Source organism: Streptomyces diastatochromogenes, from assembly GCF_002242805.1.
Lineage (GTDB): Bacteria > Actinomycetota > Actinomycetes > Streptomycetales > Streptomycetaceae > Streptomyces > Streptomyces diastatochromogenes.
Map to the genome: position 1 here is coordinate 210,675 of NZ_MCGQ01000013.1, position 22,945 is coordinate 233,619.

Genomic DNA, 22,945 nt, shown 5'->3' on the forward strand with positions numbered 1-22,945 from the left:
CCATGAGCAAGCGTGCAGTCCTGGAGGTGATCGCCCTCGACGTCGAGGACGCGGTCGCCGCCCAGGCCGGAGGCGCGGACCGTCTGGAGCTGGTCACCGAGATGGCCGCCGACGGGCTCACCCCGTCGGCGGCCACGGTCGCCGGGATCCGGGCCGCCGTCGACATCGACCTGCGCGTGATGCTGCGGCTGACGGACGGGTTCGCGGCGGGAAACCCCGAGAGCCTGGTCCGGGCGGCGGGCGAGCTGCGGGCGGCCGGCGCCGACCAGTTCGTGCTCGGGTTCCTGGAGGCGGACGGCGCGGTGGATCTGGCCGCGGTGGAGCGGGTGGTGGCCGCGCTGGACGGCTGCCGCTGGACCTTCCACCGGGCCATCGACCGCGCCGCCGACCGCGACGCCCTGCGCAAACAGCTCGCCGACCTGCCCGGCCTGGACACCTACCTCACCGCCGGCTCGTCCTCCGGTGTCGACGAGGGCCTGCCGACCCTGGTCGCCGAGGCGGGCCGACGGGGCGAGCCCGGCTACGACCAGACGATCCTCGTCGGCGGCGGCCTGCGCCTGGACCACGTCCCGGCCCTCCGGCACGCCGGCATCGACGCCTTCCACATCGGCGGCGCGGCCCGGCCGCGGGGCTGGGAGGGGCCGGTCTCGGTGGACGCGGTCGCGCAGTGGCGGGCGGTGCTGGACGGCGAGGCCGACTAGCGCCCCCCTTCAGCCCGCCTCGCGCTGCCTCACTTGAGGGGGTGCAGGCAGAGCGAGATGTCGCCGCTCTTGCTGTACTCCGGGTAGGCCAGGTAGTCCCCGGACGCACACGCGCCGCCCGGCGGGTGGGTGACGCGGAACTGTGCCTCGGTGGAGCCGCGTCGGATGGTCACCGCCGCTCGACCCGGCCAGCGCGCCGGTGCGTAGGAGCAGCGGAACCATGACGGGGACGGCGCAGCACCCTACTCGGCGAGTTGTGACGGCAGCGGCGCCGCGTGCGTCACGATCAGGCCCGACACCGCTCGGGTCAACGCCACGTACAGCCGCCGCAGCCCCGTCCGCTCGTCCGGCTCGCCGTCCACCACCGCCTGGGGCTCGTCCAGGACCACGTAGTCGTACTCCAGGCCCTTGGCGAGGGAGGCCGGGACGAGGGTCAGGCGGGTCTCGCGGGTGGTCTCCTCACCGGGGGCCAGGTAGGTGATCCCGGCCGCGGTCAGGGCCTCGGCGAGTGCCGGGACGCGGGCGTCGGCCGCGATCAGGCCGGTCGAGCCCTCGTTGCGCAGCAACTCCTCGCAGGCGGCGACCACTTCGGCCGTCTCCGTGCTCGTACGAAGGTCGAAGAAGCCGGGGTTCTCACGGACCGAGGCGACCGGGGTGAGGCCGGGTGCGATGTGGGGGAGGAGGCGGGAGGCATAGGTGATGACGTCCGTGGGGACGCGGAAGCCCGCCGTCAGCTCCTCGATGACGCCCTCCCGCTTGCCGAGGTGGGCCAGCGCCTCGTCCCAACTCCGGGTCGCCCAGGGCGTCGTGCCCTGCGCCAGGTCGCCGAGGACGGTCGCGCTGCCGGTGGTGCAGCGGCGGCCGACGGCCCGGTACTGCATGGGGGACAGGTCCTGCGCCTCGTCGAGGACCACGTGCCCGAGCGAGTGCGTGCGCTGCGTCAGGTCGGCCGCCTCGTCGATCAGCACCGCGTCCGCCGCCGACCACTTCGCCGACTTCACACTGCGCACCGGCTTCGCCCACAGGATCGTCTTCTGCTCGTCCTCGTCCAGGATCCCCTCGGCGTGCTCGGCGAGGAAGTCGGCGTCCGCCAGCAGGCGGAGGACCAGTTTCGCCGGGTCCACGGCCGGCCAGGCCTCCTTGACGACCGTCTTCACCGCGCTGTTGCGGGCGACCGCGTCCTGCACCCGGTCGTCCGGCGCCTCCCCGGCCCGCTCCATCTGCACCAGCACCGCGTGCGCGATCCGCTGCGGCAGGGCCTCGCGGGCGGCGCCGTACCGGATGTCCCGCTCCAGCAACTCGCGGACCAGGTCCTCCAGTTCGTACGCCGGAACCCGCCAGCGCCGCGAGCCGCGTACGACGACGACCGGCTCGGTGGGCATGCTCACGTGGGAGTACAGGGCCCGGCGCAGCACCTCGGCCATCCGGGCGTCGCCCTTGACGACGGCGGCGGCCGCCTCGTCCGTGCCGCGCACCTCGACGTGCGCGACCAGGTCGTCCACGGTCGCCTGCTGCACGCTCAGCTCGCCGAGCGCGGGGAGGACCTGCTCGATGTAGTGCAGGAAGGACTTGTTCGGCCCGATGACGAGCGTGCCGGTGCGGGCGAGCCGCTCCCGGTGGGCGTAGAGGAGGTAGGCGACGCGGTGCAGGCCGACGGCGGTCTTTCCGGTGCCGGGGCCGCCCTGCACGCACACGGTCCCGCCGAGGCCGCTGCGGACGATCTCGTCCTGCTCGGGCTGGATGGTCGCCACGATGTCCCGCATCGGGCCGACGCGCGGCCGCTCGATCTCCCGCTGGAGCAGCTTGCTGGTGGCGGCCGCCTCAGCCGGGTCGGACAGGTGCTCGTCCTCGTACGCGGTCAGGTCGCCGCCGGTGTAGCCGAAGCGGCGGCGCAGCCCGATGTCCATCGGGTCCTTCTTGGACGCGCGGTAGAACGGCTGCGAGACCGGGGCGCGCCAGTCGATGACCATGGGGTCGCCGTCGGCGTCGTGCACATGCCGTCGCCCGATGTAGAACCTCTCGCCCTCGGCCCCTTCCGCCCGGTCGGCGCCCGGGGTGTGCAGGTAGTCGAGCCGCCCGAAGAAGAGGGGGGTGTCGCTGAGGTCGGCGAGCGCCTTGATGCGCTCGTCGATCTGGTGGGCGAGCACCTCGGCGTTGACCCAGTTCGCGGTGACGTCGCGGATGTCCAGCGCCTCGACGTCCTCGCGCATGGCGCGCAGCGCGGACCGGGACGAGGCGAGGTGGGTGCGCTCCCGGGTGAGCGGGTCGCCGAGGGGGGCGTCGAGCGGTTCGTGGGCGGGCGTGGACAAGGGGGTGCCTCCGGATCTGCTCTGGGCGTGGCGGGGAGCCTCTTGGCATGACTGGGGGCCGCCCGGTTTCCGTCCGGGCGGCGGCACTCCGTGGGGAGGCGGGCAAGAGCGGAGATTGTAGGTGGGGTGGACAGGAGGAGGCCAATGAATTTCCTCGCGGGTCCTCCGGAGGTGGCGACCCCTAGGGGATGGGGCCCGCCCGGCGTAGGGGTGGGGGTCCACCCGGAGAGCTACGCGGAGGCCTCCGGGATTGGCTCCGCAGACCGATGCGCGAGGGGGGTCCGAAGTTCCACCATGGAGACATGAGCGCAGCAACCATCCATCCAGCCTCTGTCCGCCCCCCGTCCGGCGCCACGGCCGTGGACGGCCCGCATCACCACCCCCTGGGCAACGCCCTGCGCGCCGTCAAGGTGTTCGTGGAGGCCGCGTTCAGCGTCGTGATCCTCGGCGAGTACGGCGAGGAAGCGGGCATACACCGTAAGTAGCGGCATAGGGTCACCTCCGTGCCGAAACGGACGGTGGCGTCCCGCCCTGCCCTGTTGTCCCCCGTCCTGCTGTCCCTGCTCCTCCTCGCGGTCTCCTTCTGCTCCTTCACGGCCCTGTGCGTCCTGCAGCGGGCCCCGATGTCCGATCTGCTGGTCTACCGGGCCGAGGGCGCTGCCGCGTCGCACGGCGGCGACCTGTACGGCTTCACGGTCACCGAGTGGCGGCTCCCGGCGACTTACCCACCCTTCGCGGCGATCCTCTTCGTCCCGGCCACCTGGCTCCCCGTCCCGGCGCTGAAGGCGGCCTTCCTGGCGGGCAACGCGCTCCTGCTCGCCGGCCTGGTCACCCTCTCGGCCCGTCTGGCGGCCCGCCCTCTGCCCCTGCCCCTCCTCTGCGCGTGCACGGCCCTCGCCCTCTGGCTGGAGCCGGTCTTCCAGACGCTCCTGTTCGGCCAGGTCAACCTCGCCGTGGCCTGCCTGGCCCTGTGGGACCTGACCCGGCCGCCGGGCGCCCGCGCCAAGGGCCTGGCCCTCGGCGTCGCGGCTGGGATCAAGCTCACCCCGGCGGTGTTCGTGGTCTACGTGTTCCTGCGCGGACGCAAACGGGAGGCGGCCACGGCGGCGGCCGGCTTCGCCGGCACGGTCCTGCTCGGCGCCCTGCTGCTGCCGTCCGCGAGCACCGACTACTGGACCCGCCGCCTGTACGAGACCGGCCGGGTGGGCAAGGCATGGATCGTGGACAACCAGTCCCTGCGAGGGCTGGTCGCACGGGTCCTCGGCGACTCCACGCCGGGCCTTGCCTGGGCACTTCCGGCGGCGTTGGCGGCCGTGGTGGGCCTGTCGCTGGCCGCCCGCGCCCGCCGGGAGGGCCACGGGGTCCTGCTCGCCGCGTTCACGGCCCTGCTGGTCTGCCCGATCAGCTGGACCCACCACTGGGTGTGGTGCGTCCCGCTGCTGGCCGTGCTGCTGGCGGAGGGCCGTACCCGTACGGCGGCACTGGTGGCCCTCGTCTTCACCGCCCGCACCATGTGGCTGGTGCCGCACGAGGGCGACCTGGACCTGGAACTCCCGTGGTGGCAGCAGCCGTTGGCGGCCGCTTACCCCCTCCTGGCGCTGGGCTTGATCGGCTCGTATGACAGCATGATCAGCCGTCAGATCGATTCGACCGAGCAAACGGGGAAACTGGCATGCCTTTCTCGACGCTTCCGTTCCGAAAGGCGGTGAGCGGTCTGACCGCCGTCACCGCGCTCGCCTTCGGAGCCACCCTCATGGCCGCGCCCAGCGCATCGGCCGTCGGCTCCTCCGCGTGCACCGAGAACATCAAGGACGCGACCTTGCCGGTGGTCCAGTGGGACCACGCCGACATGTACACCAGCCCCAGCTTCAAGTCCAAGGTGAAGAAGTCCGTGTTCGCGGGCAACAAGGTGCGCGTGTACTGCACCGCCAAGCACGGCAGCTGGTACTACGGCAAGTTCGGCAAGACCAAGGGCTGGATGGAGGAGCACGCTTTCTTCTAGGCCGTACTCCCCCTTCGGGACCGCGCGTCCCGAGTCCCCAGCCCGGCCTTCGCCTAGCCCCCCGCCAGGATCTCGTCCGCGTCGACGATCCGGTACGCGTACCCCTGCTCCGCCAGGAAGCGCTGGCGGTGGGCGGCGAAGTCCTGGTCGATGGTGTCGCGGGCGACGACCGAGTAGAAGTGGGCCTGGTGGCCGTCGGCCTTGGGGCGCAGGACCCGGCCGAGGCGCTGGGCCTCCTCCTGGCGGGAGCCGAAGGTGCCGGACACCTGGACGGCGACCGTGGCCTCCGGCAGGTCGATGGAGAAGTTGGCGACCTTCGACACCACGAGCACGCTGATCTCGCCCTCACGGAACGCGTCGAAGAGCTTCTCGCGCTGCGCGTTGGACGTCTCGCCCTTGATCACCGGGGCGTTCAGATGCTCGCCCAGCTCGTCCAGCTGGTCGATGTACTGGCCGATGACGAGGATCTGCTGCCCGGCGAACCGGCGGACGATCGCCTCCGTGACCTTCCGCTTGGTCTCGGTGGTGGCGCAGAAGCGGTACTTCTCCTCGGTCTCGGCGGTGGCGTACGCGAGCCGCTCGGCGTCGGTCAGGTTCACCCGGACCTCGACGCAGTCGGCGGGCGCGATGTAGCCCTGCGCCTCGATCTCCTTCCAGGGAGCGTCGAACCGCTTCGGCCCGATGAGCGAGAAGACGTCGGACTCACGGCCGTCCTCGCGCACGAGGGTCGCGGTCAGGCCGAGGCGGCGGCGGGCCTGCAGGTCGGCGGTGAACTTGAAGACGGGGGCCGGCAGCAGGTGCACCTCGTCGTAGACGATCAGACCCCAGTCGCGGGAGTCGAACAGCTCCAGGTGCGGGTAGACGCCCTTCCGCTTGGTCGTCAGCACCTGGTAGGTGGCGATGGTGACCGGGCGGATCTCCTTCCTCGTCCCGCTGTACTCGCCGATCTCGTCCTCGGTCAGCGAGGTCCGCTTCACCAGCTCGTGCTTCCACTGCCGGGCCGAGACGGTGTTGGTGACGAGGATCAGGGTGGTGGACTTCGCCTGCGCCATGGACCCGGCGCCGACCAGCGTCTTTCCGGCGCCGCAGGGGAGCACGACCACACCGCTCCCGCCGTGCCAGAAGTTCTCCACGGCCTGCTTCTGGTACGGCCTGAGCGCCCAGCCGTCCTCCAGCAGCTCGATCGGGTGCGCCTCGCCGTCCACGTACCCGGCGAGGTCCTCGGCCGGCCAGCCCAGCTTCAGCAGCGTCTGCTTGATCTGCCCGCGCTCGGAGGGGTGCACGATCACGGTGTCCGGGTCGATCCGCGCCCCGACCAGCGGGGCGATCCGCTTGGACTTCAGCACCTCCTCCAGCACCGGCCGGTCGGTGGTGGTGAGGACGAGTCCGTGCGCGGGGTGCTTGCTGAGGGTGAGCCGCCCGTACCGGTCCATCGTGTCGGCGATGTCCACGAGCAGCGCGTGCGGCACCGGGTAGCGGCTGTACTGCACCAGCGCGTCCACGACCTGCTCGGCGTCGTGCCCCGCGGCCCGCGCGTTCCACAGGCCGAGCGGCGTGACCCGGTAGGTGTGGATGTGCTCCGGGGCCCGCTCCAGCTCGGCGAAGGGCGCGATGGCACGCCGGCAGTCGTCGGCCCGCTCGTGGTCGACTTCCAGGAGCAGGGTCTTGTCCGACTGGACGATCAGCGGTCCGTTCACCTAGCGACTTCCCTTCAGCACGGCCAAACGTCCAGTGTGCCCTACCGGCGGATGATCAGGGCGGGGCCGCCGCAACCATGTGCCCCCGACGCGGGTCTTGAAGCGCGGGAGCGGCGCGGGGCCGCGGCGGCGGTGAGGAGCGCGGGGCGATGTCGGTACGCAGGTGGGGGATCGGCCTGGGAGCCACGGCGGTGCTGGTGGCGGCCGGGGCCTGGGCGGTGTGGCCGGCGGGCGTCGACCAGCACCTGTGGAGCGAGGTGCGGCCGGTGATCGAGGCCCGGCTGGTGGCGGACTCGAAGGGCAACGGGTACGGCGAGACACAGCCCGCTCTCCGGGCGCGGTGGTTCTGCGGGGCCAGGATGCGGGACCTCGACGAGAAGGACGGCGTCGTACGGGCCGGCGTGACCACGCTCTGCATGGAGTACGGGGTGCGGAAGGGCGCTCTGGTGGACTGCGCCGGCGACGACGTTCCGCAGGTGGTGCGCCTGCGGCGGGACGCGCACGGCGGCTATCGCGTGCTGTCGCGGGAGGAGGCGCCGGACGGCGAGAGGAACGCGGAGTGGGTGGCGGACCACTTCAGTTTCTTCGCCGAGCCCGACCCCGCGGACTCGGTGCCGGCCGGCGACCTGGAGGCCGCCGCCCGCAAGCACTTCGGCCTGCCGGCCGACGCTCCCGTCAAGGACTGCTGACCGGGCCCGCACCGGCCGGGACAGGCCCTACTCCTCCGCCAGCTCCGCGACCCCCGTGACCCGGTGCAGCGGATACGTCCGTACCTCGTCGGCCGTGTGGTCGTACGCCGTCACGAAACCGCCCTCGACGCGGATCGGGGCGATGACGCGCTGGCTGGCGGTGCCCTCGGCGTTGACGTAGCCGATCCACAGGGACTCGCCGGTCAGGACGGCGGCCTGCATGGTGGCCAGGGTCTCGGCGGAGCTGGTGCGGGGCAGCTCACCGCCCGCGAGCGCGCTGCCCGACGGCTTGCGCGGGGCGGTGGCGGCCAGGTCGCCCGCCCGGATCGCGCGGATCGCGGCCGACAGCAGCGTGGTGTCGGGCGGCGGCGGTCCGTCCGGCACCGGCTCGGGCGCGGTGCGCGGCGGGGTGCGGTGGGCGTCGGCGCGGGTGATCAGGACGTCGCCCTCGGCGGACTCGGCGGCGGGCGCGAAGCCCATCGCGCGCAGGCCCTCCAGCAGCGTGGCCGGGTCCGTCGGGGCGGCCAGGACGGTCGGGGCCAGGCGGCGCAGGCGCAGGGCGGCGGCCCGCTTGTCGGCGAGGATCTCGTTCAGCAGGGCGTCGTCGTCGCAGCGGACGTACGCCGAGGCCGCGCCCACCCGCAGATGGCCGTGCTTGCGGGCCACGTCGTCGATCAGATAGGCGAGCGGCTGCGGGACCGGCGTACGGGAGTGGGCGGTGAGGAAGGCGTGCAGGTCGGCGGCGGCCCGGCCGGCGTCCAGGGCGCGGCGGACCGAGGCCGGGGTGAAGCGGTAGACGGTCGCCCCGCCCTTGGACTCGACGTCCGCGAGGACCCCGAGCATGTCGGCGAGCGGACGCCGGAGCGGGCCGGGGGCCACCGCCGTCAGGTCCGCCTGGAGCAGGACGTGGTCCAGGGGTTCGGGCAGCAGGGGCGCGAGGAGCCGGGCCGCGGCGGCGGTGGCGACGGCCTGCTCGGTGGTGGAGAGGGGTTCGTGGAGGGCGGCCGGGCGGTGGTGGACGGGGAGCTTGTCGCCGGGCCCGGAGGGTTCCGGGGCGGCGGCCGGGGCGGCCGCGGGTGCGCCGAGCAGCGCCCGCCCCTGCGCCGACAGCGCCCCGCGCCCGGTGACGCCGAGCAGCTCCGCCTCCGAGAGGGTCCAGCGGGCGAGCCGTGAGCGCAGGTCGTCGGCACCGTCGCCGTCCCGCTGCGGGCCGCGCAGCGGCCGTTCCCAGCGCAGCCGGGCCAGCACCGACTCGGCGGTGGGGGCGGCGCCGTGCGGGAGCCCGGCCAGCAGGGTCAGCACCCGGTGCCGTACCTCGGGCGCGGCGGACCGGTCGAGTCCCGGCCCCAGCGCGGACAACGTACGGTCCTTCGCGTCCCGGCCGCCGACCACCCCCGGTGTCCGGGTGGCCGCCAGCCAGGCCTCGGCGAGCCGGGCCCAGCGCTCGGCGGGGGGCCGCTCCAGCCACTCGTCGTAGGCGGGGGTGGCCGCGTACCGCTCGTCGGCCTCGCCGTCGGAGGCGAGCAGACCGGCCGCGTACGCCAGCTCGACCCAGAAGGCGGCGACCGGCTCGGGCACGTCGAGGGCGACGGCGGTCCGCTTCAGGTCCCGCACGCTCAGCCCGCCGGCCCGCAGCACGGCCGGGCCGCCCTCGTCCCAGTCCTTCAGCAGCTCCTCGACGGTGGCCAGCGCGGTGTAGGCCTGCCCGGCCGCGGTGGCGTCCACGATCTGCGGAGCATGGGTGCCGGCCGGTTCGACGGCGGGCGGCAGCGGCTCGGGTTCCCGGTGCGCGCGGCCCTCGCGCAGGTGCAGGGCGACCTCGCGGGGCAGGACGACCGTGCCGGGCGCGGTGGGCAGCAGCAGGCCGCGGTCCAGCAGCCAGCGCAGATGGGCGGCCGGCTCGGCGGTGACCTGCCCGTACGGCGGCCCCCACACCAGCCGGGACAGCACCTCGCGGGCCGCCTCCGGGGCCTTCGCGAGCAGCGCGGCCATCGTCTTCCGGTCGGTGAACAGGGCGGTGAGCCCGGCCGCGGCGGAGACCGAGTCGTGCGTCGATGCCAGCCCGGCGGCGCCGACGATCTCCTGGATCCGCCCCGGGGACATGCCCGCGGTGGCCTCCTGCACACTCGGGCCCAGACCGGTCGGGGAGGGGTGCTGCGCGGACGGCGCCAGCAGCTCCCGCGCGGTCCGCACCAGCCGCAGCCGTTCGTCGTCGCCCCACACCAGGGCCTGTTCGCGCAGGGTGGCCACCGCGCGCGGCAGCGCGGCGGCGACGGTGTCGTCCCGGACGTCCCCCGCCATCAGACCGAGCAGGGTGTCGTACGACGCCGGTTCCGGGGCCACGGCGAGTGCCTCCGCGGTCTGCAGCGCGAACCGGTCGAGGCGCTCCAGCGCCCGCAGGACCGAGGCGCGGGTGCCGGCACGGGTGGCGAGCTGGGTGAGGTCGGTGGGGACGGGGGTGATGAGGTCGGGTCGGCTGCGCAGCAGCGCGGCCAGCGAGGCGTCGTCCCTCGCGCGGAGCGCTTCCGCCAGGGACCGGGGGGCTGAGGGGGCCTCGGGGCTCATCCGGCCAACGGTAGCCGACAGGGCAGCCGCCGGGGCGGGCACAGCGGTGTCGTAGGTGCCCGCCGAGTCAGCGCAGACCGGTGTCGCACCTGATGGTGATCTCCGTGTACGCGTCGGGGCGGACGGTGACGTCGACCGGGGCGCAGTACCCGGTACCGGAGGCCCGGGCCGCCCGTACCTCGTACGTACCGGCCCGCAGCGGCACCCGGAACCGGCCGTCCGGACCGGTGCGCACGCTTGCCACCTCGGTGTCCGAGGACCGGTCCCGCACCCGCACGGTCGCGTCGGCGGGCTTGCTGCCGCAGTCCCGGCTCCCGGGAGCGCCCTCCACGGGGCAGGTCGGCCACAGGAGGACAACGCCCTTCACCCCGGACCGGGCGTCCGCCGAGGCGCTGCCCGGCCCGTTCGGGACCGCTTCGGAGCACGCGGCGAGCGCCACCGGCACGGTCAGCGCCACGAGCGCGAGGACCAGACCGCCCGGCGGCCGCCGGGCGGAGCGGCGGCGATGCGGGAGCACGGTTCCACTGTAGGCAGACAGCACGAAAGGGCGGAGGGGATGGCACGGTGGCCACCCCCTCCGCCCTGGGGTGTGTCAGCGGTGTCCGGTCCTGCCTGCTAGCTGCAGAAGCCGAGCCTGCCGATGCGCGAGCCCCACGAGGTGGTGCTGATCTGGCGCTCGTTCACGACGTAGGCACGATTGCCGACGGCGCAGGTGTTGGTCGCGGACGGGTTGATGGTGACGGCGGAGTAGTCACCCCAGCGCTCGACGGGGTCGCCCGTCGGGTCGTAGAACGTCGAGGCCGTGGAGTGGGTGTTGCCTCCGGTGACGTCGGTCGGGTCGGTGCGGAGGCGGCCGCCGCTCTTGACCCGCACCTGGTGGGTGGGGCTGTTCACCTGGGTCGAGGACCAGGTGAAGAACATCCGGCCGATCGCGTTCGTCGCGCTGCCGCCCACGGGGGAGCCGGCCACCGACGCGTTGAAGTCGTCCGATGTCGCGGACTCGGTCACGATGCCACTAGTGGTCACCGCGCTGGTGTCGGTGTTGATCTGGTAGTACCTCGGGGTCGGGAGCCCGCCGAGACTGATGGTGTGGATGTTGAGCAGCTGGTTGCCGATCTGCGTGCTGTTCTGCGAGAAGCGGGAGTCCGAGCTGTCCAGCAGGCTGGCCGTCCCGGGCTGGCGGGCGGCCGGCGGCACGGTGTAGGCGGTCACCGGCACGTCGGGCAGTTGCACGATGTCTTCGTTGCTGCGGCCCAGGCCGGTGGCCTTGAACAGGCTCAGATGGTTGTCCGAGGTTTTGGCCGACACCAGGAAGTCGTTCGCGTTGTTGTCGTCCACGACGGGAGGCGCAGTCGTGCCCGGCGTGCCCAGGTCGAAGTAGAGGAAGCCGGTGCCGATACCGTTGTACAGGTCGGCCTTGGCCAGGCCGAAGGCGCGGGTGCGGACGTAGTTCAGCCCGGAGTCGAAGATGTTCGCCGTGACGATCACGGCGTCCTGGTCGAGCCCCAGCTGCGGGAAGTCGTAGAAGTCACCGGGGTTCTCCGGCGGGTCGAACGTGGAGATGAGGAACGACTTGGTGGCGTCCGAGCTGGTGGACACCGCGTAGAACACCTTCTGGACCGTGCTGCTCTCCGGGAACGCCTCGGCCGAGATGACCCACCGGTTCCACTTCTTGTCGTAGAGAACCCGGGGGTCGAAGATCGACTGAGCGCTGTAGCCGAAGAAGCTCGCGAACGACACCTGCTTCAGCAGGCTGCCGTCCGACTTGCTGAACACGCCGAAGCCGGCGCCGTTCACGACCTCGACGAACTGGCCCTTGCCGACGGCGCCGGTCGTGTCCGGCGGCCGGAGGCAGCAGGGCTGGCTGAGCCCCTCGAAGCTGCCCTGCGAGGGCTGCTTCAGCATCTTCGAGCTGTTCCCGCCGGGCATCTTGGCGCTGTTCCCGCCGTGCATGTTCGGCCGGTTCTTCGCGCCATGCTTCGTGGCCTCGGCCTTCAGCTCGGCGAGCTTCTGGCGGGAAACGGTGGGCAGGGGAGCTTGGCTCTTCTGAACCTTCGCCTTGGCCTGCCCGGTCGGGTTGACCAACCTCGGTTTGGACAGGTGAACCCTTTGGGATGCCTTGACCGGCTTCCCCTCATGATTGGGCTGAGCCGCCGCCCCGGTCCCCTGGGCCAGGCCCAGGCTCAGCGCGAGCGCGGCCAGCATCGCTGGTACGACGCGGCGCGCTCTCCGTCTGGTCGTCAAGACAGACTTCCTCTCTTCGCTTCGCGGCCTCGGCGGCCGGCGAGCAGGTCACGCACAGCATGAGAGAGAACATTCGGAAACTTTGCGACCTCGGGAATATTTCACCCAATTCCACCTGAACGGCTGTTGGGGGACAGGCGGCAGCTCCACGCCGCCGCCTGTTCGCCGGCTAGCCGCAGAAGCCGAGCCTGCCGATGCGCGAGCCCCAGTCGGTGGTGTTGATCTGACGCTCGTTCACGACGTAGGCACGGTTGCCGACGGGGCAGGTGCTGGTCGCGGACGGGTTGATGGTGACTGAGGAGTAGTCGCCCCAGCGCTCGACGGTGTCGGGTGACGGGTCGTAGAACGTCGAGGCCTCGGCGTGGGTGTTGCCTCCGGCGACATTGACCGGGTCGGTGGCGAGCCGGCCGCCGCTCTTCACCCGCGCCTGGTGGGGGGCACCGAACGCGTCGGTCGAGGTCCATGTGAAGAACATCCGGCCGATCGGGTTCTCCGCGGTGCCGCCCACGGCCGAGCCGGCCACCGACGGGTTGAAGTCCTCCGAGGAACCGCCCTCGAACACGAAACCGAACTGACCGCTGGGCACGGTGCTGGTGTCGGTGTTGATCTGATACCACTTCGGCAGCGGGTAATCCCCGCCACTGACGGTGTGGATGTTGAGCAGTTGGTTGCCGATCTGCGTACTCGCGTTCTGGAACCGGGCGTCCAGGGTGTCCAGAACGTTGTCCGTACCGGGCTGGCGGGCGTTCGGCGGCACGAAGTAGTTGGTCACCGGCACGTCGGGCTGTTGCACGATGGTGCCGTTGCTGCGGCCCAGGCCGGTGGCCTTGAGCAAGGTCAGGTGGTCGGCCCCAGGGTAGGCCGCCACCAGAAAGGCGTTGGCGTTGTCGTCCTCCACGATGGGAGGTGCGACCGTGCCCGTGAGGCCCACGTCGAAGTACCGGAAGTCGGTGAAGCGGCCGTTGTACAGGTCGGCCTTGGCCATGCCGAAGGCGCGGGAGCCGATGTAGTTGAACCCGAGTTCCCCGGGGCGGAAGATGTTCGCCGTGACGATCACGGCGTCCTGGTCGTACCCAAGCTGCGGGAAGTCGTAGAAGTCGCCGGTGCCGGGCTCCTCCGGCGGGTCGAACGTGTAGATGTACCACGAGCCCAGCGGGTTCGAGCTGGTGGACACCGCGTAGAACACCTTCTGGACGTCCTGGTCCTCCTGGAACGCCTCGGCCGAGATGACCCAGCGGTTCCACTTCTTGTCGTAGACGACCCGGGGGTCGAAGATCTCCTGAGCGGTGTAGCCGAAGAAACTGGCGAGCGACACGTTCTTCAGCAGGCTGCCGTCCGACTTGTTGTACACGCCGACCCCGGCGCCGTTCGTGACCTCGACGAAGTAACCGCGGCTGACGGCGCCGTGCGTGTCCGGCGGCCGGACGCAGCAGGGCTGGCTCAGGCCCTCGAAGCTGCCCTGGCTCGGCGGTGGCGCCAGCTTCTTGGCGCTGTTCTTGCCGCTCTGTTCCGGCTTGCGCACCCCGGGCTTCTTCGCGGCCTCGGCCTTCAGCTCGGCGAGCTTCTTGCGGGGGATGGTGGGCAGGGGCCCTTGGCTCTTGTGAACCTTCGGCTCGGCGTGCCCGGTCGGGTTGACCAACTTCGGTCGGGACAGGTGGATCTTGTGGGTCGCCTTGAGCGGCTTCCCTTCCATCCTGGGCTGAGCGGCCGCCCCGGCAGCCTGAGGCAGGCCCAGGGTCAGCGCGAGCGCGGCCAGCATGGCCGGCAGGACGCGGCGCGCTCTCCGTCTGGTCGTCAAGACAGGTTTCCTCTCTTCGCTCCGCGGCCTGGGTGGCCGGCGAGAAGATCACGCACAGCATGAGAGAAAGGACATTCAGAAACTTGGCGACCTAGCGAACATTTCACCTAGGTCCACCTGAACGGCTGTTTGGGCGAGGGAGCACCGAAGTGGTACCGGCGGACGGCCGGTTGAAGGCGCGGCGCCGGGCACCCACACGCACGCGGTACCGTCGTCCAACGGGGTGTCATCGCCGTTGCCCCGGAGGGGTTTCCGTGGGGATCGAAAGCGATCAGGTCGTCTACGAGTATCTGAGCCGCGTCGGAGACATCGCTCAGCAGCGGCAGTTGCCGTCGTCCGCGCGGATGCGGCTGGTGTCGGAGCTGCGCAACGAGATCGACCGGCACCGGGCCAAGGTGGCGGTGGACAGCCCCACCGCCGTACGCCGCATCCTGGACCGGCTGGGCACCCCGGACGAGGTGGTCGAGGCCGCGGGAGGCACCACGGGGGTGCCGCAGTCGTCGCCCGCCGCCGTGCCCGTACAGCGGGAGCCGGAGCCACGGCCGCAGGAACGCCCCAAGGGGCTGCGCCGGGTCGTACCCCGGCCGCGCCCCGCCGAGCCGGAGCCGCGCACCACCCCGTCCCCGCCGCATCTCGCCGCCGCGGACGAGCTGGGGGACAGCGCGACGCACCCGGACTGGTGGCGGGTGGAGGGCAGCCCGTTCGGTACGGCGGCTGGTGACGTCGTACCCGGGTTCGTGGGCGGGGTGGAGATCCCCGATCTCCTCAAGCGCCCGCAGAAGGAGACGGAGGGGAAGGAGCCGGAGCCCCAGCAGGAAGAGCCGCCGGAGGTGACGGAGCAGGCAGCCGCCCCACGCCGCCGCCTCTTCGCCCGCAAAGCACTCGCACCGGCCTCCTCACATGCCCGCCGCCTGCTCCCACGACCCGCCGCCGGCTGGACCAACCCCCTCCTCCTGCTGGCCGCCGCCGCACTGGTCGCCGGTGCCGTGCTCGGCAACTGGTTCGCGCTCGTCCTGGGCTGGCTGATCGCCTACGGCTCGCGCCGCCTCACCCCCGCGGAGACCAAGTGGGCCGTACTGGGCGTCCCCGGCCTGGCCCTGGCGTCAGGCCTGCTCTGGCTGTGGGGCCGTAACACCGGCCGCTGGGGCACCCCCATTCCCCAGGGCCACATGAACGACGCCCTGGCCGAGACCTGGCCCTGGGTGGTCCGGGGTGCGGCCGTGGCCTCGGCCCTGTTCCTGGTCTGGCGGTCACAGAGAAAGCGTTAGAGGGGTGTCGGCGGCACCCGGCACAATGTCCCCCATGACGCCCACCCCGGCCCCCGCCCTCACCATCGGCTTCGACCTCGACATGACCCTCATCGACTCCCGCCCGGGCATCCACGCCTGCTACCTGGCGCTGGCGGAGCGGACCGGGACGTACATCGACGCCGACCTCGCGGTGACCCGGCTGGGACCCCCGCTCGTGGAGGAGCTGGTCAACTGGTTCCCGCCGGAGGAGGTCGCCGCGATGGCCGATCTGTACCGCGAGATGTACCCCTCGATAGCCATCGCCGCGACGCCCGCGATGGCGGGCGCGCGGGAGGCGATGGACGCGGTACGGGCGGCCGGTGGGCGCACGATGGTGGTCACGGCGAAGTACGAGCCGAACGCCAAGCTGCACCTGGCCCACCTGGGCATCGAACCCGACGTGGTCGTGGGCGACCTGTGGGCCGAGCGGAAGGCGGAGGCTCTGCGCGAGTACGGCGCGGGCGTGTACGTCGGTGACCACGTCGGAGACGTCCGCGGGGCCCGTACGGCGGGCGCGCTGTCGGTCGCCGTGGCCACCGGACCGTGCGACGGCGACGAACTGCGTGCCGCGGGGGCGGACGTCGTGCTGGACGACCTCTCCGCCTTCCCGGCCTGGCTGGCCGCCTACCGCGAGGCGCCCCGCGCCTGACGCCGCCCGGCGGCGACGGAACGCAGCACACCCGCGCCGGCGACGAGGAAGCCGACGGCCATGAGCATGCTCAGACCGAACATGTACGTCGGAAAAGGCTTCGCACCGAGGAACAGCGGGGCCACCGTGACGAGGGTGGCCACGGCCCCGATGAAGAACACCACGGCACCGGCGCGGATCAGTCGGTCACCGGGCCCGGCGGAATTCGTTTGGGTTTTGTCACGCACCGGACCAGGGTAGTTCCCAGCGCAAGAGAACAACCGGGGGACGTCTTGTCACCCGCCCGAAGACCATTAGCCTTGATGTCGGCGGGTCATGGTCGACCCGCTCTAGTGCTATCAAGAGCCGTTTCCGAGTAGTTTTCCGACGAGTACGAGGACGAGGACAGACGTGCCTACCGGCAAGGTCAAGTGGTTCAACAGCGAGAAGGGCTTCGGCTTTCTCTCCCGCGACGACGGCGGTGACGTCTTCGTCCATTCCTCGGTTCTCCCCGCCGGAGTCGATGTGCTCAAGCCGGGACAGCGCGTGGAGTTCGGCGTCGTCGCCGGTCAGCGCGGTGACCAGGCCCTCTCCGTGACCGTGCTCGACCCGACGCCGTCCGTCGCGGCCGCGCAGCGCAAGAAGCCGGACGAGCTGGCCTCGATCGTGCAGGACCTGACGACTCTTCTCGAGAACATCACGCCGATGCTCGAGAAGGGCCGCTACCCGGACAAGGCCTCCGGCAAGCAGATCGCCGGGCTGCTGCGCGCGGTCGCCGACCAGCTGGATGTGTAATCCCCTGGAACAGCCGACTTGAGCGACATACGAACCGACTCCCGCGACGGGGCCGCGGCCAGGACCCCGGCCCCCGAGCTGCTGGAGCGGATACGGCGGCAGCGGCGGCACACCCTGGAACTGCTCACCGTCTGCGCCGTCGGTCTCGTTCCGTGGACGATCCTGCTGGCGTGCACGCTGCCGAGCGGGTACACGGTCCGCCAGTGGCGCGCGACCTGGGTCGGATTCGACGTCCTGCTCGTGCTCGCGATGGCGTCCACCGCCTTCCTCGGCTGGCGTCGGCACCGGGCCGTCGTCATAGCGGCCGTCGCGACGGGAGCGCTGCTGGTCTGTGACGCCTGGTTCGACGTGTCGCTCGCGCTCGGCACCCCGGACGTGTGGCTGGCGGCGGCGCTCGCGGTGCTCGTCGAACTGCCCCTGGCCGGCTTCCTCATCCGCAAAGTCCTGGGGATGCTGTCGCTGGCCCAGTGGCCGGCCGCCACACCCCTCGCCGACGGCGATGGGGAGCCCGCCGGCCCGGAGGCCTGAGCCGGCCCGACCGCTCAGGGGAAGTCGAGCGCATCCGGGCCGAGGGGCGGCAGCAGCCCTTCGGCCGCCGCGCGGGTGAGCAGCCCGCGGACCGCCGCATAGCCGTCCTCGCCGAGGTCGGCGGTGAACTCGTTGACGTACAGCCCGATGTGCTGGTCGGCGACGGCCGGGTCCATCTCCTGGGCGTGCTCCATGACGTACGGCCGGGAGGCCTCGGGGTCGTCCCAGGCGGCCCGGACGGACGCCTTGACGGAGTCGGCGAGCCGGCCGAGGGTCTCGGCGCCCAGCGACCGCTTGGCGATGATCGCGCCGAGCGGGATCGGCAGCCCGGTGGTGCGCTCCCAGTGCTCGCCCATGTCGGCGAGCTTGTGCAGCCCGTAGTTCTGGTACGTGAAGCGTGCCTCGTGGATGACGAGTCCGGCGTCCACCTTGCCGTCCCGCACCGCCGGCATGATCTCGTGGAAAGGCAGCACGACGATCTCGCCGACCCCGGCCGGCAGCGTGTCCGCGGCCCAGAGGCGGAACAGCAGGTACGCGGTCGACTTCTCGCTCGGCACCGCGACCGTACGGCCCGTCAGGTCGGTCCCGGCCTCCCGGGTCAGCACCAGCGGCCCGCAGCCCCGCCCCAGCGCGCCCCCGCAGGGCAGCAGCGCGTACTCGTCCAGGACGTACGGCAGCACGGCGTACGACACCTTCAGCACGTCGAACTCGCCGCGCTCGGCCATGCCGTTGGTGATGTCGATGTCGGCGAAGGTCACGTCCAGCGCGGGGGCGCCGGGGACCCGGCCGTGGGCGAGGGCGTCGAAGACGAACGTGTCGTTCGGACAGGGCGAGTAGGCGATCTGCATCGCATCACTGGTCATGCGTGTTCCAACTCTCCAATGCGGGCGCGAGCTTCCCGAAGCCCTCGGTGAGGGCGGCGAGCGCGTCGCCGATGCGCCAGGCGGCGCGGTCGCGCGGGCCGACCGGGTTGGACACCGCGCGGATCTCCAGCACGGGCACCCCGTGCGCGGCTGCCGCCTCGGCCACGCCGAACCCCTCCATGCCCTCGGCGAGGGCCTGCGGGTGGCGGGCGCGCAGCTCGGCGGCGCGGGCGGCGGTGCCGGTGACGGTGGAGACGGTCAGGACGGTGCCGGGACGGGCGCCGGTGGCCTCGGACACGCCTCGTACGAGTGATATCGGCGGCCGGTGGGTGACGGTCCCGAAGCCGAGTTCGGTGACCGGGAGGAAGCCGTCGGCGGTCTCGGCGCCCAGATCGGCCACGGTGATCGCGTCGGCGACGACGAGCGAGCCGACCGGTGCCCCGGGCTGGAAGCCACCGCCGATCCCGGCCGAGACGACGACGTCGTAGGGGCTGCCGTCGAGGGCGGCGGCGGTGAGCGCGGTGGCGGTGGAGGCGGCGGCGAGTGCGGGCCCGACACCGGCGGCCAGCAGGTCGTACCCGGCGCCGGTCCGGACCAGACGGACCCCCGGCAGCCGTACCTCCTCACCCGCCTGCGGGAACGCCCGGGCCACCGCATCCCGTTCGGCCGGGACGGCGGTGGCTACGAGAACGCGTACGGAGGGCGTGGTCAGGCCTTCTTCAGCTTGAAGGACCACAGGCCCTTGGCCGGCTGCTGGCCCATCTGGATGGAGACGGTGTTGCTGTTGCCCTGGGTGCCGTACTGGGCATTGAAGAACGCGCTGCCAGGGATGGTGGTGTAGGTCTTCTTGCTCACGTCGGTGAACTGACGGCCGTTCACCAGCAGGATCCAGCCGGCGTCCGCGATCTTCGGGTCGACGCCGAAGCGGACGGTCTCGTCCGGGTCCACCTTGATGGACTCGATGTCCTCGGCCTTCTTGGCGCACTTCGCCAGCGACGCGGCGTCCAGGGCCTTGCCGTCGTTGTAGCAGAGGGCCTCGGAGTTGACCGAGTTCCGGCCGACGGTGATCGTCGCGACGGGCGACGGCTTCTCGCAGGCCGACAGGACGAGCAGTCCGGCGGAAACGGCGCCGGCGGCGGCGACGGCGCGGCGGCGTCGCAGTGCGGATTGCAGCGTGGTCATGGCCGAAGGCTATCGGGCACCCGGAGCCCGCCGCCCATGTGGGGTGCGGCGTGCCCGGTTCGTTACGCCACTCGCGCCCGCGGCCTGCTGCCGTGCCGTGCCGAGGCGAGCAGCCCGCGCAGCGTGGTCAGCCAGCCGGCGGCCACGATGACGGCGGCGACCGTGAGGCCGAGGGTGCCGTTGAGGGGCATCACGATGCCGACGGCGCCGCCGAACACCCAGGCCACCTGGAGCAGCGTCTCGGACCGCGCGAACGCCGACGTCCGCACCAGCTCGGGCACGTCCCGCTGGATCAGCGCGTCCAGGGACAGCTTGGCCAGCGCCTGCGCGAACCCGGCGACGGCGGCCAGACAGGCCACGAGGAAGGCCCCGAAGAACACGGCGGCCACGATCGCCGTCCCCAGCACCACGGCGACGACGGTCACGATGATGATCTCCGGCGCCTTCGACTTCAGCCAGGCGCCGACGGCCGTACCGAGCGCGTTCCCCGCCCCCGCCGCGACCCCCACTATCCCCAGCGAGACCGCCGCGCTCTCTCCGGTCAGCGGGTGCTCGCGCAGCAGGAAGGCGAGGAAGAAGATCAGGAAGCCGGACAGACAGCGCAGAGCGGCGTTGGCGCCGAGGGCATGGGTGACGGCGGGCCCGACCGTCCGCAGGCCGGGCCGTCGCCTGATCGTCTCCTTGCGGTGCGGCCCGTGCAGATGCTCCTCGTCGGCGGCGAGCAGGGCCCGGTCCTCGCCCTTGGCGGAGTCCACCTTGGGCGGCAGGGAGAAGGACAGGAACGTCCCTGCAACAAAGATCACGAAGGCGCCGTACAGCGGCCAGGGGTCCCCGACGGCATGCAGCCCCGCCCCGATCGGCGCGGCCACGCCGGTGGCCAGGAGTCCGGCGAGGGTGACCCGGGAGTTGGCCTTCACCAGAGAGAACGCGGGCGGCAGCAGCCGGGGCACGACCGCGCTGCGGACCACCCCGTACGCCTTCGACGCGACCAGCACCCCCAGGGCGGCGGGATACAGCTGCAGACTCCCACTGGCCACGGCACCCGAGATGATCAGCGCGAGCAGCGCCCGGGCAAACATCGCCGCGGCCATCGCGGCCCGCCGCCCGTGCGGCAGCCGGTCGAGGAGCGGCCCGATGACCGGGGCCAGGACGGTGAAGGGGGCCATGGTGATGGCGAGATAGAGCGCGACGCGCCCCCTCGCCTCATCCGTCGGCACGGAGAAGAACACGGTCGAGGCCAGCGCGATGGTGATCATGACATCCCCGGCGCCGTTCACCGCGTGCAGCTCGATCAGCTTGCCCAGCCCCGACTCGCCCGCACCATGGGCGTGCGTGGCCTTCCGGATCCCGCGCGCGGTACCGGTCACCGGGAAGTGCAGGGCACGCCCCACCGCGCGGACGGCACCGCCGACCCGGCCCGAACCGCCACCTCGAACGCTCCCCCTGTCCGCGGCTGCCACGTGGTTCATAGTGCCCCGAGACACCGCCCGATAGTGCGGTTTGAAACCAAGCGAGTCGGTTGCGGGCCCGACTACGCGGGGGACCGAGCGGGGATGCCGGGGCTACTCGGCAGCCGCCGGAGCCGGGATACCGGGGTCGCTTCACAGCTGACCGAGCGGGAACGCGGGAGCCTCTTTGCAGCCGACCGAGCGGGATGCCAGGGCCGCTTCGCAGCCGACCGAGCCGCAGCACCGGGGTCGCTTCACAGCTGTCCGAGATGGGGTGCCGGGGTTCTTGGTGGCCCTGCGAGGCGGGGTGCGGGGCGTTTTTGGCGGCCGTCCGAGACGGAACGCGGGGCCTCTTGGCAGCTGACTGGGCCGGAACGGCGGGGGTTTTTGGCGGCTGATCGAGGCGGGATGCCGGGGGTTCTTGCCGGCCGATCGAGCCGGAACGCGGGGGGCCGCTTCGCCGCCGACAGAGGCGGAACGCGGGGGATCGCTTCGCAGCCGACCGAGCCGCAGCGCCGGGGTCGCTTCACGGCTGTCCGAGACGGGGTGCCGGGGGTTCTTGGTGGCCCTGCGAGGCGGGGTGCGGAGGGTTCTTGGCGGCTGTCCGAGGCGGGATGCCGGGGGTTCTTGGCGGCCGGTCGAGCCGGAACGCGGGGGATCGCTTCGTAGCCGACCGAGTCGCAGCGCCGGGGTCGCTTCACAGCCGACTGAGCCGGAACGCCGTGGGTTCTTGGCGGCCGTCCGAGGCGGGGTGCGGGGCGTTTTTGGCAGCTGACTGAGCCGGAACGTCGGGGGTTTTTGGCGGCTGTCCGAGGCGGGATGCGGGGTTTTTGGCGGCTGATCGAGGCGGGATGCCGGGGGTTCTTGGCGGCCGATCGAGCCAAAACGCGGGGGCCGCTTCGCCGCCGAACCGAGGCGGAACGAGGGGGGTCACCTTGCCGCCGACCGAGCCGGAACACCGCGTCCACTTCGCAGCTGACCGAGGCGGGTGGGTGGGTGGGAAACATCGCCGCGTAGCGCCGGACTGTTCCCGACCACCGACGACGAGGTAGCGTGCGTATCTCAGCCATAACGCACAATGGATGGCAGAGGTGCGCCCGAGCGCGAGTCGGATGCAGACGTTGATGCGGTCCCCCGGTCCGCTCCGTCCGCCTGACCGCCGGAGGCAGCCGCACTCATTGCAGACGGCGTAGGAGAGAAGCGATACCTGTGAGCGCAGCGACAACGCGAAGCCGCACCCCCGACCGTCTGTGCGCCGAGGCCATGGACCTCGCCCGCGCCGCCGCCGAGGAGGCCGCCGCGCCCGGAGTTGTCGGTGAGCACGTCGGCCTGGTCGCGGAGGGCGACCGAGTCGTCACGCACTTCTTCGAGTGCAAGGAAATGGGCTACCGCGGCTGGCGCTGGGCGGCGACCGTGGCCCGTGCCTCCCGCGCGAAGATCGTGACCCTGGACGAGGTGGTCCTCCTCCCCGGCCCCGACGCCCTCCTCGCCCCCGAGTGGGTCCCGTGGAGCGAACGCCTGCGCCCCGGCGACCTCGGCCCCGGCGACCTGCTCCCCACCGACCAGGAGGACCTCCGCCTGGAGCCCGGCTACACGGGCGAGGAGCAGCCCCTGCCGAACTCCGTGATGTCGCAGGACATGGTCGAGCTGGCGGATGCCGAGGACGCCGACGTGACGCGCGGTACGCCCGCCACCCAGCCGACGGTCCCCACCCGCGGCTCGATCGCCGCGGTGGCCCAGGAACTGGGTCTGCGCCGCGCCCGCGTCCTGTCCCGCTACGGCCTGCACACCGCGGCCGACCGCTGGGAGGAGGGCTTCGGCCCCAAGACCCCGATGGCCCAGGCGGCCCCGGCGACCTGTCTGACCTGTGGCTTCCTCAACCCCATCGGCGGCTCCCTGGGCCAGGCCTTCGGCGTCTGCGCCAACGAGTTCTCCCCGGCCGACGGCCGCGTGGTCTCCCTGGCGTACGGCTGCGGCGGCCACTCGGAGGCCGCGGTCATGCCGAAGCCGCCCCAGCCCGCCGCGCCGGTGATCGACGAGCTGAAGGTCGACGTCTTCCCGCTCCGCCCGGCCCCCGACTCGGGCTCGGTCCCGGAGGCGGGCGACGCGGAGGCAGCGGAACTCGGCCACTCGTAGCCGCAGCGGTCCGGGCGCCCCTTTCCTCCGTCTCCGGGTCCTGACCTGTGCCTTCGGTCCCCCTGCCGTAC

At 72.2% G+C, this 22,945-nt stretch carries 22 protein-coding genes; 10 read left to right on the forward strand and 12 right to left on the reverse strand.

Going from position 1 to position 22,945, the window contains the following annotated elements; translation table 11 throughout:
- The first annotated feature begins 2 nt into the window (after nucleotides 1-2).
- Nucleotides 3-701, forward strand: a complete 699-nt coding sequence (locus tag BEK98_RS15810; RefSeq protein ID WP_094217150.1) for a copper homeostasis protein CutC — start codon at nucleotides 3-5, stop codon at nucleotides 699-701.
- A 29-nt stretch (nucleotides 702-730) separates the two neighbouring features.
- On the opposite strand, the gene BEK98_RS49005 is transcribed toward BEK98_RS15810, so the two are convergent.
- The gene (locus BEK98_RS49005) at nucleotides 731-874 is read right to left on the reverse strand and encodes a hypothetical protein (protein ID WP_167444175.1); all 144 of its coding nucleotides are present in this window, start codon (nucleotides 872-874) and stop codon (nucleotides 731-733) included.
- 69 nt (nucleotides 875-943) lie between these two features.
- Nucleotides 944-3,010: a HelD family protein gene (locus BEK98_RS15815; protein ID WP_094217151.1), complete on the reverse strand. Its 2,067-nt coding sequence runs from the start codon at nucleotides 3,008-3,010 to the stop codon at nucleotides 944-946.
- 302 nt (nucleotides 3,011-3,312) lie between these two features.
- On the opposite strand from BEK98_RS15815, the gene BEK98_RS15820 reads away from it, so the two are divergent.
- The 3 genes from BEK98_RS15820 to BEK98_RS15830 are packed head-to-tail and all read left to right on the forward strand — an operon-like array spanning nucleotide 3,313 to nucleotide 5,012.
- Nucleotides 3,313-3,495: a hypothetical protein gene (locus BEK98_RS15820; RefSeq protein WP_094217152.1), complete on the forward strand. Its 183-nt coding sequence runs from the start codon at nucleotides 3,313-3,315 to the stop codon at nucleotides 3,493-3,495.
- Between the two features lie 18 nt (nucleotides 3,496-3,513).
- Complete coding sequence (locus BEK98_RS15825) at nucleotides 3,514-4,719, forward strand: glycosyltransferase 87 family protein (RefSeq protein WP_425276607.1); 1,206 nt, start codon at nucleotides 3,514-3,516, stop codon at nucleotides 4,717-4,719.
- On the forward strand, nucleotides 4,716-5,012 hold the full coding sequence (locus BEK98_RS15830; RefSeq protein ID WP_094217154.1) for an SH3 domain-containing protein: 297 nt from the start codon (nucleotides 4,716-4,718) through the stop codon (nucleotides 5,010-5,012). The genes BEK98_RS15825 and BEK98_RS15830 overlap by 4 nt, the downstream gene beginning before the upstream one ends.
- A gap of 53 nt (nucleotides 5,013-5,065) precedes the next feature.
- Here BEK98_RS15830 and BEK98_RS15835 read toward each other — a convergent pair whose 3' ends face one another.
- Nucleotides 5,066-6,709, reverse strand: coding sequence for a DNA repair helicase XPB (locus tag BEK98_RS15835; RefSeq protein ID WP_094217155.1), 1,644 nt, complete (start codon nucleotides 6,707-6,709; stop codon nucleotides 5,066-5,068).
- Between the two features lie 149 nt (nucleotides 6,710-6,858).
- Between BEK98_RS15835 and BEK98_RS15840 the strand changes: the two genes are divergently transcribed.
- Complete coding sequence (locus tag BEK98_RS15840; RefSeq protein ID WP_094217156.1) at nucleotides 6,859-7,398, forward strand: hypothetical protein; 540 nt, start codon at nucleotides 6,859-6,861, stop codon at nucleotides 7,396-7,398.
- Between the two features lie 27 nt (nucleotides 7,399-7,425).
- Here the strand turns inward: BEK98_RS15840 and BEK98_RS15845 are convergent, their stop codons facing one another.
- The 4 genes from BEK98_RS15845 to BEK98_RS15860 all read right to left on the reverse strand — a co-directional run bounded on the left by BEK98_RS15845 (nucleotide 7,426) and on the right by BEK98_RS15860 (nucleotide 14,005).
- On the reverse strand, nucleotides 7,426-9,963 hold the full coding sequence (locus tag BEK98_RS15845) for a helicase C-terminal domain-containing protein (protein ID WP_094217157.1): 2,538 nt from the start codon (nucleotides 9,961-9,963) through the stop codon (nucleotides 7,426-7,428).
- 67 nt (nucleotides 9,964-10,030) lie between these two features.
- Nucleotides 10,031-10,480: a carboxypeptidase regulatory-like domain-containing protein gene (locus BEK98_RS15850; protein WP_167444176.1), complete on the reverse strand. Its 450-nt coding sequence runs from the start codon at nucleotides 10,478-10,480 to the stop codon at nucleotides 10,031-10,033.
- 98 nt (nucleotides 10,481-10,578) lie between these two features.
- Nucleotides 10,579-12,207 carry a hypothetical protein gene (locus BEK98_RS15855; protein WP_143684115.1) on the reverse strand — a complete coding sequence of 543 codons (1,629 nt, stop codon included), beginning with the start codon at nucleotides 12,205-12,207 and terminating at the stop codon, nucleotides 10,579-10,581.
- A 169-nt stretch (nucleotides 12,208-12,376) separates the two neighbouring features.
- Nucleotides 12,377-14,005 (reverse strand): hypothetical protein, encoded by a 1,629-nt coding sequence (locus BEK98_RS15860; RefSeq protein ID WP_143684116.1) that lies wholly within the window; start codon nucleotides 14,003-14,005, stop codon nucleotides 12,377-12,379.
- Between the two features lie 254 nt (nucleotides 14,006-14,259).
- Here BEK98_RS15860 and BEK98_RS15865 point away from each other — a divergent pair, with 254 nt between their 5' ends.
- Together BEK98_RS15865 and BEK98_RS15870 are read left to right on the forward strand one after the other, a co-directional pair.
- Nucleotides 14,260-15,273 carry a hypothetical protein gene (locus BEK98_RS15865; protein ID WP_094217161.1) on the forward strand — a complete coding sequence of 338 codons (1,014 nt, stop codon included), beginning with the start codon at nucleotides 14,260-14,262 and terminating at the stop codon, nucleotides 15,271-15,273.
- A 34-nt stretch (nucleotides 15,274-15,307) separates the two neighbouring features.
- Nucleotides 15,308-15,943: an HAD family hydrolase gene (locus BEK98_RS15870; protein ID WP_094217162.1), complete on the forward strand. Its 636-nt coding sequence runs from the start codon at nucleotides 15,308-15,310 to the stop codon at nucleotides 15,941-15,943.
- On the opposite strand, the gene BEK98_RS15875 is transcribed toward BEK98_RS15870, so the two are convergent.
- Entirely contained in the window at nucleotides 15,919-16,170 is a 252-nt protein-coding gene (locus BEK98_RS15875; protein WP_094217163.1) for a hypothetical protein, read from the reverse strand. The two genes, BEK98_RS15870 and BEK98_RS15875, sit on opposite strands and share 25 nt — an antisense overlap.
- A gap of 163 nt (nucleotides 16,171-16,333) precedes the next feature.
- On the opposite strand from BEK98_RS15875, the gene BEK98_RS50855 reads away from it, so the two are divergent.
- A complete protein-coding gene (locus BEK98_RS50855; protein WP_094217164.1) occupies nucleotides 16,334-16,717 on the forward strand; it encodes a cold-shock protein in 384 nt (127 codons plus the stop codon).
- Nucleotides 16,718-16,735: 18 nt separating this feature from the next.
- The gene (locus BEK98_RS15885; protein ID WP_094217165.1) at nucleotides 16,736-17,245 is read left to right on the forward strand and encodes a hypothetical protein; all 510 of its coding nucleotides are present in this window, start codon (nucleotides 16,736-16,738) and stop codon (nucleotides 17,243-17,245) included.
- A 14-nt stretch (nucleotides 17,246-17,259) separates the two neighbouring features.
- Here BEK98_RS15885 and BEK98_RS15890 read toward each other — a convergent pair whose 3' ends face one another.
- From BEK98_RS15890 to BEK98_RS15905, 4 genes are all read right to left on the reverse strand, one after another.
- A complete protein-coding gene (locus BEK98_RS15890; RefSeq protein WP_094217166.1) occupies nucleotides 17,260-18,108 on the reverse strand; it encodes a 1,4-dihydroxy-6-naphtoate synthase in 849 nt (282 codons plus the stop codon).
- Nucleotides 18,098-18,844 (reverse strand): futalosine hydrolase, encoded by a 747-nt coding sequence (locus BEK98_RS15895; protein ID WP_094217167.1) that lies wholly within the window; start codon nucleotides 18,842-18,844, stop codon nucleotides 18,098-18,100. The genes BEK98_RS15890 and BEK98_RS15895 overlap by 11 nt, the downstream gene beginning before the upstream one ends.
- A complete protein-coding gene (locus BEK98_RS15900; RefSeq protein ID WP_094217168.1) occupies nucleotides 18,817-19,290 on the reverse strand; it encodes a DUF2771 domain-containing protein in 474 nt (157 codons plus the stop codon). The genes BEK98_RS15895 and BEK98_RS15900 overlap by 28 nt, the downstream gene beginning before the upstream one ends.
- 62 nt (nucleotides 19,291-19,352) lie before the next feature.
- The gene (locus tag BEK98_RS15905) at nucleotides 19,353-20,759 is read right to left on the reverse strand and encodes an MFS transporter (protein WP_094217169.1); all 1,407 of its coding nucleotides are present in this window, start codon (nucleotides 20,757-20,759) and stop codon (nucleotides 19,353-19,355) included.
- 1,188 nt (nucleotides 20,760-21,947) lie between these two features.
- Here BEK98_RS15905 and BEK98_RS15910 point away from each other — a divergent pair.
- Nucleotides 21,948-22,874 carry a DUF3027 domain-containing protein gene (locus tag BEK98_RS15910; protein WP_094217170.1) on the forward strand — a complete coding sequence of 309 codons (927 nt, stop codon included), beginning with the start codon at nucleotides 21,948-21,950 and terminating at the stop codon, nucleotides 22,872-22,874.
- Nucleotides 22,875-22,945: the final 71 nt, after the last annotated feature.

Coding starts and splice junctions, on each gene's coding strand:
- BEK98_RS15810 (WP_094217150.1), top strand. CDS start 3: ATGAGCAAGCGTGCAGTCCTGGAGGTGATCGCCCTCGACGTCGAGGAC.
- BEK98_RS15820 (WP_094217152.1), top strand. CDS start 3,313: ATGAGCGCAGCAACCATCCATCCAGCCTCTGTCCGCCCCCCGTCCGGC.
- BEK98_RS15840 (WP_094217156.1), top strand. CDS start 6,859: ATGTCGGTACGCAGGTGGGGGATCGGCCTGGGAGCCACGGCGGTGCTG.
- BEK98_RS15845 (WP_094217157.1), bottom strand. CDS start 9,963: ATGAGCCCCGAGGCCCCCTCAGCCCCCCGGTCCCTGGCGGAAGCGCTC.
- BEK98_RS15870 (WP_094217162.1), top strand. CDS start 15,308: ATGACGCCCACCCCGGCCCCCGCCCTCACCATCGGCTTCGACCTCGAC.
- BEK98_RS15890 (WP_094217166.1), bottom strand. CDS start 18,108: ATGACCAGTGATGCGATGCAGATCGCCTACTCGCCCTGTCCGAACGAC.
- BEK98_RS15900 (WP_094217168.1), bottom strand. CDS start 19,290: ATGACCACGCTGCAATCCGCACTGCGACGCCGCCGCGCCGTCGCCGCC.
- BEK98_RS15905 (WP_094217169.1), bottom strand. CDS start 20,759: ATGAACCACGTGGCAGCCGCGGACAGGGGGAGCGTTCGAGGTGGCGGT.